The sequence below is a fragment of the uncultured Winogradskyella sp. genome (genome assembly GCF_947501905.1).
Taxonomy (GTDB): Bacteria; Bacteroidota; Bacteroidia; order Flavobacteriales; family Flavobacteriaceae; genus Winogradskyella.
Genome location: NZ_CANMXL010000001.1, coordinates 103,395 through 118,025 on the forward strand (window position 1 = coordinate 103,395; position 14,631 = coordinate 118,025).

The 14,631-nt window shown below is 35.7% G+C and carries 11 protein-coding genes and 5 tRNA genes; all 16 read right to left on the minus strand.

Annotated elements, in window-relative coordinates; all coding sequences use genetic code 11:
• Nucleotides 1–4: 4 nt before the first annotated feature.
• The 16 genes from rpoC to Q0770_RS00565 all read right to left on the minus strand — a co-directional run bounded on the left by rpoC (nt 5) and on the right by Q0770_RS00565 (nt 14,547).
• Nucleotides 5–4,306, minus strand: a complete 4,302-nt coding sequence (gene rpoC, locus Q0770_RS00490) for a DNA-directed RNA polymerase subunit beta' (protein ID WP_299112916.1) — start codon at nt 4,304–4,306, stop codon at nt 5–7.
• Between the two features lie 62 nt (nt 4,307–4,368).
• Nucleotides 4,369–8,181, minus strand: coding sequence for a DNA-directed RNA polymerase subunit beta (gene rpoB, locus Q0770_RS00495; RefSeq protein WP_299112918.1), 3,813 nt, complete (start codon nt 8,179–8,181; stop codon nt 4,369–4,371).
• Between the two features lie 134 nt (nt 8,182–8,315).
• Complete coding sequence (rplL, locus tag Q0770_RS00500; protein WP_188373944.1) at nt 8,316–8,693, minus strand: 50S ribosomal protein L7/L12; 378 nt, start codon at nt 8,691–8,693, stop codon at nt 8,316–8,318.
• 58 nt (nt 8,694–8,751) lie between these two features.
• Nucleotides 8,752–9,273: a 50S ribosomal protein L10 gene (rplJ, locus tag Q0770_RS00505; protein ID WP_299112923.1), complete on the minus strand. Its 522-nt coding sequence runs from the start codon at nt 9,271–9,273 to the stop codon at nt 8,752–8,754.
• Nucleotides 9,274–9,292: 19 nt separating this feature from the next.
• Nucleotides 9,293–9,982, minus strand: coding sequence for a 50S ribosomal protein L1 (gene rplA, locus Q0770_RS00510; RefSeq protein WP_299112926.1), 690 nt, complete (start codon nt 9,980–9,982; stop codon nt 9,293–9,295).
• Between the two features lie 11 nt (nt 9,983–9,993).
• On the minus strand, nt 9,994–10,434 hold the full coding sequence (gene rplK / locus Q0770_RS00515; RefSeq protein WP_188373941.1) for a 50S ribosomal protein L11: 441 nt from the start codon (nt 10,432–10,434) through the stop codon (nt 9,994–9,996).
• A 71-nt stretch (nt 10,435–10,505) separates the two neighbouring features.
• Nucleotides 10,506–11,063: a transcription termination/antitermination protein NusG gene (gene nusG, locus Q0770_RS00520; protein WP_299112929.1), complete on the minus strand. Its 558-nt coding sequence runs from the start codon at nt 11,061–11,063 to the stop codon at nt 10,506–10,508.
• A 16-nt stretch (nt 11,064–11,079) separates the two neighbouring features.
• A complete protein-coding gene (gene secE / locus Q0770_RS00525; protein WP_299112931.1) occupies nt 11,080–11,274 on the minus strand; it encodes a preprotein translocase subunit SecE in 195 nt (64 codons plus the stop codon).
• Nucleotides 11,275–11,333: 59 nt separating this feature from the next.
• Nucleotides 11,334–11,406: transfer RNA gene (locus tag Q0770_RS00530), tRNA-Trp, on the minus strand.
• Between the two features lie 60 nt (nt 11,407–11,466).
• Entirely contained in the window at nt 11,467–12,654 is a 1,188-nt protein-coding gene (tuf, locus tag Q0770_RS00535) for an elongation factor Tu (RefSeq protein ID WP_299112933.1), read from the minus strand.
• Between the two features lie 59 nt (nt 12,655–12,713).
• Nucleotides 12,714–12,785 (minus strand) — tRNA-Thr (locus Q0770_RS00540).
• Between the two features lie 54 nt (nt 12,786–12,839).
• Nucleotides 12,840–12,912: transfer RNA gene (locus Q0770_RS00545), tRNA-Gly, on the minus strand.
• A 68-nt stretch (nt 12,913–12,980) separates the two neighbouring features.
• Nucleotides 12,981–13,065: transfer RNA gene (locus Q0770_RS00550), tRNA-Tyr, on the minus strand.
• Between the two features lie 85 nt (nt 13,066–13,150).
• Nucleotides 13,151–13,224: transfer RNA gene (locus Q0770_RS00555), tRNA-Thr, on the minus strand.
• A gap of 113 nt (nt 13,225–13,337) precedes the next feature.
• A complete protein-coding gene (gene hpf / locus Q0770_RS00560) occupies nt 13,338–13,640 on the minus strand; it encodes a ribosome hibernation-promoting factor, HPF/YfiA family (protein WP_188374203.1) in 303 nt (100 codons plus the stop codon).
• 16 nt (nt 13,641–13,656) lie between these two features.
• A complete protein-coding gene (locus Q0770_RS00565; protein ID WP_299112934.1) occupies nt 13,657–14,547 on the minus strand; it encodes a tyrosine-type recombinase/integrase in 891 nt (296 codons plus the stop codon).
• Nucleotides 14,548–14,631 lie beyond the last annotated feature (84 nt).

Consider the following 14,631-nt stretch of genomic DNA (forward strand, 5'->3'; position numbering starts at 1 on the left):
ACTACTAGTTGTAATTCATCTCTTCTTTCTGTTTCATCATTTCATCGAATTCTGACTTAGACCCTACGATAATATTATCGTAATCTCTAACACCTGTACCAGCAGGAATTCTATGACCTACAATTACATTCTCCTTAAGACCTTCTAAGGTATCAACTTTACCGTTTACAGCGGCTTCATTAAGTACTTTTGTTGTCTCTTGGAATGATGCAGCTGAGATAAATGACTTGGTCTGTAAAGATGCTCTAGTAATACCTTGTAAGATTGGTGTCGCAGTAGCTGGACTAGCATCACGTGCTGTCGCTAATTGCTTATCTTCTCTTCTAAGGCTAGAGTTTTCATCTCTTAACTGACGTGTAGTTACAATCTGACCTTGCTTTAAGTTCTCAGAATCCCCAGCGTCTTCAACTACTTTCATTCCGAAAATCTTATCGTTTTCTTCAATGAAATCTGACTTGTGAACCAATTGGTTTTCTAAGAAAATTGTATCACCAGAATCAATAATTCTAACTTTACGCATCATCTGTCTTACAACCACCTCAAAGTGCTTGTCATTAATCTTTACACCTTGTAGTCTATAAACTTCTTGTACCTCATTAACTAAGTACTGTTGTACTGCTGATGGGCCTTTAATGTTTAAGATATCGTTTGGTGTAATAGAACCATCAGATAAAGGCATACCTGCTTTTACATAATCGTTTTCTTGTACAAGAATCTGATTAGATAATTTTACTAAGTATTTTTTAACCTCACCTAATTTAGATTCGATAATAATCTCACGATTACCACGCTTAATCTTACCAAATGATACAACACCATCAATTTCTGTTACTACAGCTGGGTTAGAAGGGTTACGTGCTTCGAATAACTCCGTTACACGAGGTAGACCACCAGTAATATCACCTGCTTTAGCAGATTTACGAGGTATCTTAACTAAAATCTTACCGATTTCAATTTTCTCACCATCGTCAATCATAATGTGAGCCCCTACTGGTAAGTTATAAGAACGGATGGTTTCCCCTTTCTTATCTTCAATCAGTAATGTTGGTATTAACTTCTTGTTTCTAGATTCTGAAATTACTTTCTCTTGGAAACCTGTTTGCTCATCAATTTCAACTTGATATGTTACACCCTGCTCAATGTTTTCATACTTCACTTTACCAGCGAATTCTGAAATAATTACACCGTTATAAGGATCCCACTGACAAACTACAGTATCTTTCTTAAGTTTAGCACCTGGCTTCACATAAATGAAAGAACCATAAGGAATATTATTTGTACTTAGTACAATTCCTGTTTTAGCATCGGTTAATTTCAATTCTGAAGTACGAGAGATAACTACATCTACTTCGTTACCTTCATTATCCTTACTTTTTACAGTTTTTAAATCTTCGATTTCTGCAATACCGTCAAACTTGGCAATTAACTTATTCTCTTCAGAAATGTTACCTGCAATACCACCTACGTGGAATGTACGTAATGTTAATTGAGTTCCTGGCTCACCAATAGACTGCGCAGCTACAACACCAACAGCTTCTCCACGTTGAACCATTTTACCAGTGGCAAGATTACGACCATAACACTTCACACAGATACCTTTTTTGGCCTCACATGTTAATGGTGAACGTACTTCAATTGACTCTACTGGAGAATCGCCAATTTTCTTAGCAATTACATCATCGATATGCTCGTTTGCTGAAACTAAAAGCTCTTCAGTCAATGGATTATAAACATCATTTACAGATGTACGACCTACGATTCTTGCTTCAAGTTTTTCAACAACTTCTTCATTTTTCTTTAATGCAGAAACTTCGATACCTCTTAACGTACCACAATCTTCTTGGTATACAATAACATCTTGAGATACATCTACTAAACGACGTGTTAAGTAACCTGCATCGGCTGTTTTAAGAGCCGTATCTGCAAGACCTTTACGTGCACCGTGCGTAGAAATAAAGTATTCTAAAATTGAAAGTCCTTCTTTAAAATTAGAAAGAATCGGGTTTTCGATAATTTCTCCACCACCTGCATTAGATTTTTTAGGCTTAGCCATTAATCCACGCATACCTGTTAACTGACGAATCTGTTCTTTAGATCCACGAGCTCCAGAGTCAAGCATCATAAATACCGAGTTAAATCCTTGCTGATCCTCACGGATACGCTTCATAGATAACTCCGTTAATTCTGCATTGGTAGATGTCCAAATATCAATAACTTGGTTATAACGCTCGTTATTGGTAATAAGACCCATATTATAGTTACCCATAATACCATCTACTTGCTTATTAGCAGCAGCAATCATAGTATGCTTCTCTTGAGGAATAATAATATCACCCAAACTGAATGATAAACCACCTTGGAAAGCAAACTTATACCCCAATGTTTTAATCTCATCAAGGAAAGCAGCTGTTTCTGGTACAGAAGTTACTTTAAGAATACCATGGATGATATCTCTTAATGACTTCTTAGTTAATACCTCATTAATATATCCTGCTGCTTCTGGTACTTTTTCGTTAAAAAGTACACGTCCTACAGTAGTCTCTATAATTTGTGTTGTTAACTCCCCTTCTTCATTAAAATCTTTTGTACGTACTTTAATTCCAGCATTTAAGTCAACTTGCTTCTCGTTGTAAGCAATTGTTACTTCTTCAGGAGAATAGAATGTTAAACCTTCACCTTTGACCGTATAATCCTTATCAGTTTTTCTGTGCTTGGTCATATAATATAAACCAAGTACCATATCCTGAGAAGGTACTGTTACTGGTGAGCCATTAGCAGGATTCAAAATGTTATGAGAAGCCAACATTAATAATTGTGCTTCTAATATAGCCTCTGGTCCTAATGGTAAGTGTACCGCCATTTGGTCACCATCGAAATCGGCATTAAATGCAGTACACACTAATGGGTGCAACTGAATTGCTTTACCTTCGATAAGCTTTGGTTGGAATGCTTGTATACCTAAACGGTGAAGTGTAGGCGCACGGTTAAGTAATACCGGATGTCCTTTAAGAACATTCTCCAAGATATCCCAAACAACAGGCTCTTTTCTATCTATAATTTTCTTAGCAGATTTTACTGTTTTTACAATTCCTCTTTCGATTAACTTACGAATGATGAATGGCTTGTATAGCTCAGCTGCCATATTTTTTGGTAAACCACATTCAAATAACTTCAACTCAGGCCCAACAACAATTACTGAACGTGCAGAATAATCAACACGTTTACCTAGTAAGTTTTGACGGAAACGTCCTTGCTTACCTTTAAGTGAATCTGATAATGATTTTAATGGTCTGTTTGAATCTGTTTTTACAGCAGATGATTTACGCGTATTATCAAATAATGAATCTACAGATTCTTGAAGCATACGCTTCTCGTTACGTAAAATTACCTCTGGTGCTTTTATCTCAACTAATCGCTTTAAACGATTGTTACGGATAATTACACGACGGTAAAGGTCATTTAAATCTGATGTTGCAAAACGACCACCATCTAAAGGCACTAAAGGTCTTAATTCTGGTGGAATTACAGGAACAGCCTTCATAATCATCCATTCCGGCTTGTTCTCTCTATTTAAGTTAGAATCTCTAAAAGCTTCAACAACTTGAAGACGTTTTAAAGCTTCCGTTTTACGCTGCTTAGACGTTTCGTTATTAGCTTTATGACGTAGGTCATATGATAACTGATCTAAGTCTATACGTGCTAAAATATCTATAAGACATTCTGCACCCATTTTTGCAATAAATTTATTAGGGTCTGTATCGTCTAAATACTGGTTTTCCTGTGGAATAGATTCTAAAATATTTAGATACTCTTCCTCAGTTAAGAAATCCATTTTTTGTAATGGTTCTCCTTCAGCATTCATAGCAATACCTGGTTGAATTACTACGTATCTTTCGTAGTAAATAATCATGTCTAATTTCTTAGAAGGTAAGCCTAATAAATAACCAATCTTATTTGGTAACGAACGGAAGTACCAGATATGAGCAACAGGTACAACTAAGTTGATGTGTCCTACTCTGTCTCTACGTACTTTCTTTTCTGTTACTTCAACACCACAACGGTCACAAACAATACCTTTGTAGCGTATTCTTTTATATTTACCACAAGCACATTCAAAATCCTTTACAGGACCAAAAATACGCTCGCAAAACAAACCATCACGTTCTGGTTTGTGTGTTCGATAATTAATAGTTTCTGGCTTTAATACTTCACCACGAGATGCTGCTAAAACAGACTCTGGTGATGCTAAACCAATAGAAATTTTGTTGAATTTCTGTACTGTATTCTTATCTTGTTTTCTTGCCATTTTATTTATGGTATTCAGCACATAGTTTCAGCTTTTAAAAGCTGAAACTATGCACCTAAGTTTTACTCTTCTAATCTAATATCTAATCCTAATCCTTTCAATTCGTGCATAAGTACATTGAAAGATTCAGGTAGTCCTGGCTCTGGCATTGGCTCTCCTTTTACGATAGCTTCATAAGTCTTAGCTCTACCAATTACGTCATCCGATTTTACAGTCAAAATTTCACGCAGTGTACTTGATGCTCCATAAGCTTCAAGTGCCCATACTTCCATCTCACCAAAACGCTGACCACCAAATTGTGCTTTACCACCTAATGGTTGTTGTGTAATTAATGAGTAAGGACCTATAGAACGTGCGTGCATCTTATCGTCAATCATATGACCTAACTTAATCATATAGATAACACCAACTGTTGCAGGCTGATCGAAACGATCACCAGTTCCACCATCATATAAATATGTATGACCAAAACGTGGTACGCCAGCTTCGTCTGTAAATCCATTGATTTGCTCTAATGTAGCTCCATCAAAAATTGGCGTCGCGTAAGTTCTTCCTAATTTCTGACCTGCCCATCCAAGAACTGTTTCATAAATCTGACCAATGTTCATACGAGATGGTACCCCTAATGGGTTTAATACGATATCTACTGGAGTTCCGTCTTCTAAGAAAGGCATATCTTCTTGACGAACGATACGTGCAACAATACCTTTGTTACCGTGACGTCCTGCCATCTTATCACCAACTTTAAGTTTACGCTTTTTAGCAATATAAACTTTAGCTAATTTTATAATACCAGCTGGCAACTCATCACCTACAGAGATTGTAAATTTCTCACGACGTAATGACCCTTGAAGATCGTTTTCTTTAATCTTATAGTTATGGATTAAATCTGCAACCATTTCATTAGTTGCATCATCAGTAGTCCATTTCCCTGAAGTTAAATGTGTATAATCATCAACAGCGTTTAACATCTTTAAGGTATATTTCTTTCCTTTAGGTATAATCTCTTCCCCTAAATCGTTATAAATACCTTGAGCAGTTTTGCCGTTAACAATAGCAAATAATTTCTCAACTAGGATATTCTTAAGATCATCAAAACGGTTATCGTAAACATCTTCTAACTTCTCGATATCCTCTTTGTCTTGTGCTCTCTTACGCTTATCTTTTATAGCTCTTGCAAACAATTTCTTGTCTATAACAACACCATTTAATGATGGTGAAGCTTTTAAAGAAGCATCCTTAACATCTCCTGCTTTATCACCAAAGATGGCACGTAATAACTTTTCTTCTGGAGTTGGGTCAGACTCACCTTTTGGTGTAATCTTACCAATTAAGATATCCCCTGGTTTGATTTCTGCACCAACGCGAATCATACCGTTTTCATCCAAATCTTTTGTTGCTTCTTCAGAAACGTTAGGGATATCATTAGTTAACTCTTCGTTACCTAATTTTGTATCTCTTACCTCTAAAGAATACTCATCAATATGGATAGACGTGAATATATCATCACGAACAACTTTTTCAGAAATTACAATGGCATCCTCAAAGTTATAACCTTTCCATGGCATGAAGGCCACTTTCATGTTACGACCAAGAGCAAGCTCACCTTTTTGAGTTGCATAACCTTCACAAAGTACTTGTCCTTTTGCAACTTTATCTCCTTTCTGAACGATAGGCTTTAAGTTAATAGATGTACCTTGATTAGTTTTTCTGAATTTTACCAAAGGATAAGTTTTAGTATCGCTATCAAAGCTTACCATACCTTCTTCTTTAGTACGCTCGTACTTGATTGTTATTTTTTCAGCATCTACATACTCAACAGTACCAACGCCTTCAGCATTAATTAATACTCTAGAATCTGAAGCTACTTGACGCTCTAAACCAGTACCCACAATTGGTGCCTGAGGACGCAATAATGGTACGGCTTGACGCATCATGTTTGATCCCATCAATGCACGGTTGGCATCATCATGTTCCAAGAATGGAATTAAAGATGCAGAAATAGATGCAATTTGATTAGGAGCAACATCTGTATAATTTACACTTGATGGTTCGATTACTGGGAAATCACCTTCTTGACGAGAAATAATTTTCTCAGGAAGTATTTTTCCTTTACCATCAACTTCAATAGTTGCTTGTGCAATTAACATATCCTCTTCCTCTTCTGCACTTAGATATGTTGGTTCATTTTTAATATCTACAACACCTTTTTCTACTTTACGGTAAGGTGTTTCAATGAATCCCATAGAATTCACTTTTGCATATACCGATAATGAAGAAATCAAACCAATATTTGGTCCTTCTGGTGTTTCAATAGGACATAAACGTCCGTAGTGTGTATAGTGAACATCACGAACCTCGAACCCAGCTCTTTCTCTAGATAAACCTCCAGGTCCTAAAGCTGATAAACGACGTTTGTGTGTAATCTCTGCTAATGGATTTGTTTGATCCATAAACTGAGATAACTGGTTTGTACCAAAGAATGAATTAATAACTGAAGACAATGTCTTAGCGTTAATCAAATCTATAGGTGTAAACACCTCGTTATCACGAACGTTCATACGCTCACGAATAGTACGTGCCATACGAGCTAAACCAACACCAAACTGAGAAGATAATTGCTCACCAACCGTACGTACACGACGATTAGATAAGTGATCAATATCATCAATCTCTGCTTTTGAGTTAATCAACTCAATTAAGTATTTTATAATCGTTATGATATCTACTTTGGTAAGTACTTGCTTATCCATACCGATATCTAACTGAAGTTTCTTATTCATTCTATAACGACCTACTTCACCTAAAGAGTAACGTTGGTCAGAGAAGAATAATTTGTCAATAATACCACGTGCTGTTTCCTCATCTGGCGGCTCAGCATTACGTAATTGACGGTAGATATGCTCAACAGCTTCTTTTTCAGAGTTTGTTGGATCCTTCTGTAATGTATTATGAATAATTGCGTAATCTCCTTGTTGACCACTTTCTTTATGTAAAAGAATTGTTTTTACACCAGCCTCAAGAATTTCTTCAATATTTTCTTTGTCTATAATTGTGTCACGATCTAATACAATTTCGTTACGCTCGATAGATACAACTTCACCAGTATCTTCATCTACGAAATCTTCGTGCCATGTGTTAAGTACACGTGCTGCAAGTTTACGACCGATAACTTTCTTTAATCCTGACTTAGAAACTTTTACTTCTTCAGCAAGATCAAATATCTCTAAGATATCTTTATCACGCTCAAAGCCAATAGCTCTAAATAATGTTGTAACAGGAAGTTTTTTCTTTCTGTCAATGTAAGCGTACATTACGCTATTAATATCAGTAGCAAATTCTATCCAAGATCCTTTAAAAGGAATAACTCTTGCTGAATATAATTTAGTACCGTTTGCGTGAAATGACTGGCTAAAGAATACACCAGGTGATCTATGCAACTGAGACACAACAACTCGTTCTGCTCCATTAATACAGAATGTACCGCTTGGTGTCATGTAAGGAATTGTTCCTAAGTACACATCTTGAACAATAGTCTCGAAATCCTCGTGCTCAGGATCTGTACAATACAATTTCAAACGTGCTTTTAATGGCACACTGTATGTTAGTCCTCTTTCTATACATTCTTCGATTGAATATCTTGGTGGATCTATAAAATAGTCCAAGAACTCTAATACGAATTGGTTTCTTGTGTCGGTAATTGGAAAGTTTTCCATGAAGGTATTGTATAAACCTTCGTTACCTCTTTGATCAGATTTTGTCTCTAATTGGAAAAAATCCTGAAAGGATTTTATCTGAATGTCCAGAAAATCTGGATATTCAGTTCTGTTTACAATCGAGGAGAAATTTAATCTTTCAGCTTGTTTTGCTAACATCGATGAACGCGTTTTTGATTAAAAATAATGTAATAAAGTGTACATACTATTTATATACACAAAATGGTCTAGGCATTATCCCGCAACTTACTGCGGGATAAACCTAAACCTTGTATTGTAGGTATTAACCGAGCTTACTTAAGCTCAACCTCAGCTCCAGCTTCTTCTAAAGATGCTTTTAAAGCTTCTGCTTCATCTTTAGCAACGCCTTCTTTGATTGCACTTGGTGCATCATCAACTAAACCTTTAGCGTCTTTTAATCCTAAACCAGTTAATTCCTTAACTAATTTTACAACTGCTAGTTTAGAACCACCAGCTGCTTTAAGGATTACGTCAAATTCAGTCTTCTCCTCTGCAGCGTCTCCACCAGCAGCAGCACCACCAGCAGCAACAGCTACTGCAGCAGCAGCAGGCTCAATACCGTATTCTTCTTTTAAAATATCAGCTAATTCATTAACCTCTTTTACAGTTAAATTAACTAATTGTTCTGCGAAATCTTTTAAATCTGCCATTTTTCTATCGTTTTAATGTGTGTGTTTTTATTTTAATTTTTAAGTGCGTACTCGCTAATTATCCTTCTTTTTCGGATAATGTTTTAATGATGCCTGCTAATGTACCACCACCTGATTTAAGTGCTGAAATAACATTCTTAGCAGGAGATTGTAATAATCCAATAATCTCACCAAGTAATTCTTCTCTTGATTTGATTTCTACTAAGGCATCTAATTGGTCGTCTCCTATGTAAATAGACTCTTCGATGAAAGCCCCTTTTAATAAAGGTTTTTCTGATTTCTTACGAAAAGCTTTAATTACTTTAGCAGGTCCGTTACCTGTTTCAGAGTACATTACAGAAGTGTTACCTTTTAAAGTCGTTGGTAAATCTCCAAACTCTTTGTCTGAAGCTTCCATTGCCTTTTCTAATAATGTATTCTTTACAACCGCTAACTTAACGTTTGCTTTAAAACAAGCACGACGTAAGTTTGAAGTGTCAACAGCATTTAATCCAGATATATCTGTTAAATAGATATTTGTATTATCTGCCAATTGTGCAGTTAACTCTTCAATTACTAGGGATTTTTCTTCTCTTGTCATAATATTCTAAGTTTAACTACTATCCTATTTTAGTATCAATTGCAATACTTGGGCTCATTGTGCTTGACATAAAAATGCTCTTCACATATACACCTTTTGATGCAGTTGGTTTTAACTTCATTAAAGTTGTAAGTAATTCGTTCGCATTACCAACAAGTTTATCAGCACTAAATGATGCTTTACCTATTGGAGCGTGAACGATACCTGTCTTATCTACTTTAAAATCTATCTTACCAGCTTTTACTTCTGTAACTGCTTTAGCTACATCCATAGTTACTGTTCCTGTCTTAGGGTTTGGCATAAGACCTCTTGGTCCTAATACCCTACCTAATGGTCCTAACTTACCCATAATGCTTGGCATAGTAACGATAACGTCAACATCTGTCCAACCATCTTTAATTTTCTGTAAGTATTCATCTAACCCAACATAATCAGCACCCGCTTCTTTAGCTTCGGCTTCTTTATCTGGTGTTACTAATGCAAGAACCTTCATGTCTTTACCTGTACCGTGAGGTAGTGAAACTACACCACGAACCATTTGATTTGCTTTACGTGGATCTACGCCTAATCTTACGGCTAAATCTACTGAGGCATCAAACTTTGTGTATGTGATTTCTTTAAGTAAAGCTGAAGCTTCTTCTATTGAGTAAAGTTTGTTTTTGTCAACTTTAGCTCTAGCTTCCTTTTGCTTTTTTGTTAATCTTGCCATTTCAAAAAATTTTAGTTTGGAGCGTCTCCTCCTTTAACTGTGATACCCATCGATCTCGCTGTACCAGCTACCATTTTCATAGCTGAGTCAATCGTGAACGCGTTTAAATCTACCATCTTGTCTTCTGCAATAGTCTTAACTTGATCCCAAGTTACTTTTGCTACTTTACGTCGGTTTGGTTCTCCAGATCCTTTCTTTACTTTGGCCGCTTCTAATAATTGTACTGCTGCTGGTGGAGTCTTGATTACAAATTCAAATGATTTGTCTTTGTAAACAGAGATTACCACAGGTAAAACTTTACCTGGCTTATCTTGAGTTCTAGCATTAAACTGCTTACAGAACTCCATGATATTAACTCCAGCGGCACCTAAAGCGGGTCCAACCGGTGGCGATGGATTCGCTGCACCTCCCCGAACTTGTAATTTAACTACTTTGTCTAGTTCTTTTGCCATTTTAAATTTAAAATTGTGCGCTGTTTTTAAATTGGAAGCCTAAAAACAAACGCTATATAATGTAACAATTATTATACTTTTTCTACTTGCATATAACTTAACTCTAATGGTGTTTTTCTTCCAAAAATCTTTACCATTACTTCAAGCTTACGCTTCTCTTCATTTATCTTTTCGATAGTACCATCAAATCCATTGAATGGTCCATCAATAACTTTTACAGTCTCACCTATTGTGAAAGGTATTGCAACATTAGCATCAGCTTCTAAAGCCAATTCATCTACCTTACCTAACATACGGTTAACCTCAGATTGTCTTAATGGTACTGGGTCTCCTCCTTTTGTTTCACCTAAAAAACCAATAACATTAGTAATTGATTTAATAATGTGTGGCACTTCTCCACTTAGGTTAGCCTGTATCATTATGTAACCGGGGAAATAAGTACGTTCTTTATTTATTTTCTTACCGTTACGTATTTGTATCACTTTTTCAGTTGGAACTAATACTTGGTCAACATAATCGCCTAAACCTAATCTAGAAATTTCATTTTCTATATAGGTCTTAATTTTGTTTTCCTGACCACTTACAGCTCTAACAACATACCATTTTTTATTTCCGCTTTTTTCAGACATATGAATTGATAGTTGTTTAATTAATTAGGCCAAAATATGCCTTGATAACTCTACTGAAAACAGTATCTATTCCCCAAATAGCTAAAGAAAATAATATGGAAAAAACCGCTACAACAATCGTTAACCTTTGTGCTTCTGGCCAAGGTGTCCATGTTACATTATTCTTAAGCTCTTCGAACGATTCTTTTACGTATGTTACTATTCCTGCCATTTGATTTCTATATTTTTTGAGACACTATCTATTGATTTTGTCTTAGTATACTTAGCTTGCACGGGTTGAGAGACTCGAACTCCCGACACCTGGTTTTGGAGACCAGTGCTCTACCAACTGAGCTAAACCCGTAAACATAAATCAAGGTATCCCGAAAAAACGGGACACCTTAATATATATTTAGATTTTGTATTAGTCTAAAATTTCAGTTACCTGACCTGCACCAACTGTACGACCACCTTCACGGATAGCGAAACGTAAACCTACGTTCATTGCAATTGGTTGGATTAACTCAACAGTAATAGTTAAGTTATCACCAGGCATTACCATTTCAACTCCATCAGGAAGTGCAATATTTCCTGTTACGTCAGTTGTACGAACGTAGAACTGTGGACGGTAGTTGTTATGGAATGGTGTGTGACGACCACCTTCTTCTTTCTTAAGGATATAAACCTCAGCTTTGAATTTTTGGTGTGGTGTTACAGAACCAGGAGCAGTGATTACCATACCTCTAGAGATTTGAGTTTTCTCAATACCTCTTAATAAGATACCAGCGTTATCACCAGCTTCACCTCTATCTAATATTTGACGGAACATTTCGATACCCGTAATAGTAGATGTTAATTTCTCAGCACCCATACCGATAATCTCCACAGGGTCTCCAGTGTTAGCTACACCAGTCTCAATACGACCAGTTGCAACAGTACCACGACCTGTAATAGAAAATACATCTTCGATAGGCATTAAGAAAGGCTTATCCATATCACGTACAGGCTCTTCAATCCATGTATCTACAGCTTCCATTAATTCCATTACTGTATCAACCCACTTTTGCTCACCGTTAAGTGCACCTAAAGCAGAACCAGCAACAACAGGTCCATTATCTCCATCATACTCATAGAATGATAATAAATCTCTGATTTCCATTTCTACTAATTCTAATAACTCTTCATCATCAACCATATCCACTTTGTTCATGAATACAACGATACGAGGAATACCTACCTGACGTCCTAAAAGGATGTGCTCACGAGTTTGTGGCATAGGACCATCTGTTGCAGCTACAACCAAGATAGCACCATCCATTTGCGCAGCACCAGTTACCATGTTCTTTACGTAATCGGCGTGACCTGGACAGTCAACGTGAGCGTAATGACGATTTGCTGTTGCGTACTCTACGTGAGATGTGTTAATTGTGATACCTCTCTCTTTTTCTTCAGGAGCGTTATCAATTTGATCGAAGTCTTTTGCTTCAGATAAACCTGCATCAGCTAATACTTTAGTAATAGCAGCAGTTAAAGTTGTTTTACCGTGATCTACGTGTCCAATTGTACCTATATTAAGGTGTGGTTTTGAACGATCGAAAGTTGCCTTTGCCATGTTTAATTTATTTAATCTTAATTTATATTAGTGTTCAATTTTTATATACCAAAAAAAAGAGCCAATGACGAGATTTGAACTCGTGACCTCTTCCTTACCAAGGAAACGCTCTACCCCTGAGCTACACCGGCGTAAAGTATTTATTTCCTCATTAATATGAGATTTCTACCTTCGCAGAAACTTTGAGCGAGAGACCGGGTTCGAACCGGCGACATTCAGCTTGGAAGGCTGACGCTCTACCAACTGAGCTACTCTCGCTTTTTTAATTAGAATTTCTAATTAATGGTTTTCAATATTTCAAACTAGCTTTTAATTAAAAAAAGCTTTGGTGGGGAGAGCAGGATTCGAACCTGCGAAGTTAAAAACAACAGAGTTACAGTCTGTCCTCGTTGGCCGCTTGAGTATCTCCCCAATTATCAATTTTTAGGCTGCAAAATTACAGCTTTTTATTGACATTACATTCTTTTAAAAGAACTATTTTCTTTTCAAAAAAAAGAGCCGATGGAGGGACTCGAACCCACGACCTGCTGATTACAAATCAGCTGCTCTAGCCAGCTGAGCTACATCGGCTTTTTTAGCACTTTTTTTAGTTAAATTTTTAACATAAAAAAGTCCGCTATTTCTAACGGACTGCAAATGTAATGTTTTATTTTTTCTTTCAAAATATTTTTGAAAAATTTTTACTAGGAATGTGACCTCAACTTTTCTTTTCGTTTTTTTAATCGTCTCATCAAAGATGTTGCTACTAGGTCTGCACCTTCCTCAAAAGACTTACTCTGTTTTTTCACAACAAATGTATCTCCTGGAACACTGAGTTTTGCTTCAAAGATTTTATTTTCCTTATCGCTTGTATTTTCAACTTTTAGATACACTTCTGTTTGAATAATTTTATCGTAGTACTGATTTAGTTTTTCAAAACGTTTTTGGATAAAGTTTTTTAACTTAACGTCTGCTACAAAATTGATGGATTGCGTGTTTACATTCATAAGCCAGTTAGATTTTTTAGTTGATATTTCTTGGGTGAGCTTTAGCGTGCACTTTTTTTAATTCGGCTATACTACTATGTGTATAAACCTGAGTTGCTGCTAAGCTAGAATGTCCAAGTAGTTCTTTTACTGCATTAATGTCTGCGCCTTCATTAAGTAAATGTGTTGCAAAAGAGTGCCTAAGCACATGGGGGCTACATTTTAGTTTTGAAGATGCGTTACTAAAATACTTATTTATTACTCTATAAACAAGTGTCTCATAGACTTTTGCACCTTTCTTAGTTAAGAATAAGTGATTTAAGTCTTTAACATCAGTTAGATTACTTCTATATTCTTTATAGATATTTATGGTTTTAATTACCGATGGTATTAATGGGATATAACGTTCTTTATTTCTTTTACCCAATACCTTGAGGGTTTTATTAGTTACATCCACATCTTTTATTTTTATCTCTATGAGCTCAATACGTCTTATTCCTGTGGCATAAAAGAGTTCTACTATTAATTTATTTCTAGCGCTTTCAAAATCATCTACATCATTTAAAATTTGAAGAACATTATTTAATTCCTTTTGGGAAAACGGCACTTGAATTTTCTTTTCAATTTTTAGTGCTTTATGGGTTTTTAATGGGTTGGTTTTTAAGTCTTCTATTTTTAAAAGAAATTTATAGTAAGAATTAAGTGAAGACACTTTTCTATTTATACTTCTATTGGTAATACCCGAATTTACCAAACCTACAATCCATTGGCGAATAATATTATATCCTATATTATGGATAGATTCCTTATTATAGTCTGTATCTAAAAAACTTTGGAAATTTTCTAGGTCTTTTAGATATGCCGTAACTGTATGAGTAGAATACTTCTTTTCTAGCAATAAATAATCTGAAAACTTTTCTAAAGACATAGGTTTGATTGTAGAATTAAAAATAGCTTTTATTTATTTGAGATAAAAACTAGTGATAAAAAAATCCCGTTTACACTTAAGTAA